We start from the raw sequence: 1,018 nt of genomic DNA, 5'->3' as shown, positions 1-1,018 counted from the left end.
GAGAAGCACCACTGCACGTTCTGCGGGCTCAACGGGCTCGGGATGGGGTTTCGCTCCAAGAGCCCCGAGCGCATACGTAGCGAACTCAGCGAGCTCGCCAGCCGGCATCGCATCACCTTCTTCGAAGCGACGGACAACATCCTGGATATGCGCCACGTGCAGTCACTGCTGGGCGCGATCGCTGAATCCCGCGAGGACTACCGCTTCTTTTACGAAATCAAAGCCAACCTCACCCAACCCCAAATCCGCGCCCTGCACCGCGGCGGCGTGCGCTGGGTCCAACCCGGCATCGAAAGCCTCAACACCCACGTGCTGACCCTCATGCACAAAGGCGCCACCATGCTCCAAAACGTCCGCCTCCTCAAATGGTGCCGCTACTACAACATCCGCGTCTCCTGGAACCTCATCTGGGGCTTTCCCGGCGAAACCGAAGACGACTACACCGCCGAACTCGACGTCCTGCACTCACTCACCCACCTCGAACCCGCCCACGCCTGCACCCGCATCTGGCTCGAACGCTTCTCACCCTACTTCACCGACCGCCACACCTACCCCCTCCACACCCTCCACGCCGAAGCCAGCTACCACCACGCCTACCCCATCACCAACCTCAACCACGACAAAATCGCCTACTTCTTCGACTACCAAATGGACAACACGCTGCCCGACAGCGCACACACCAACACCCAAACCTTCATCACCAACTGGCAAACCCGTTACCACTCAAACCACCGCGAAACCCTCACCTACCGACGCACCAGCGACTCCATCCTCATCGACGACACCCGCCACAACACCCCCACCGGCACCACCGAATACCACGGCCCCCTCGCCCGCGCCTACGAATACTGCACCGACACCATGCGCACCCCCACCCAAATCGCAACCCACCTCAACCACACCGTCACCCCCGACGAAATCCGCCAAGCCTTCACCCACCCCTGCCAACACCGCTTCATGCTCACCGAAAACGACCGCTACCTCGCCCTCGCCCTCCCCACCAACCCCAACTGGTGAA

At 61.8% G+C, this 1,018-nt stretch carries 1 protein-coding gene; it reads left to right on the top strand.

Annotated elements, in window-relative coordinates; all coding sequences use genetic code 11:
- The coding region (locus OM076_RS44505) for a RiPP maturation radical SAM C-methyltransferase (protein WP_270046755.1) at nt 1-1,017 on the top strand (1,017 nt) is incomplete at its 5' end.
- Nucleotide 1,018: the final 1 nt, after the last annotated feature.

It is taken from the genome of Solirubrobacter ginsenosidimutans (assembly GCF_027587205.1).
The sequence above is the reverse complement of the archived record's forward strand: the minus strand, read 5'-3'. Positions and strand labels throughout refer to the sequence as shown.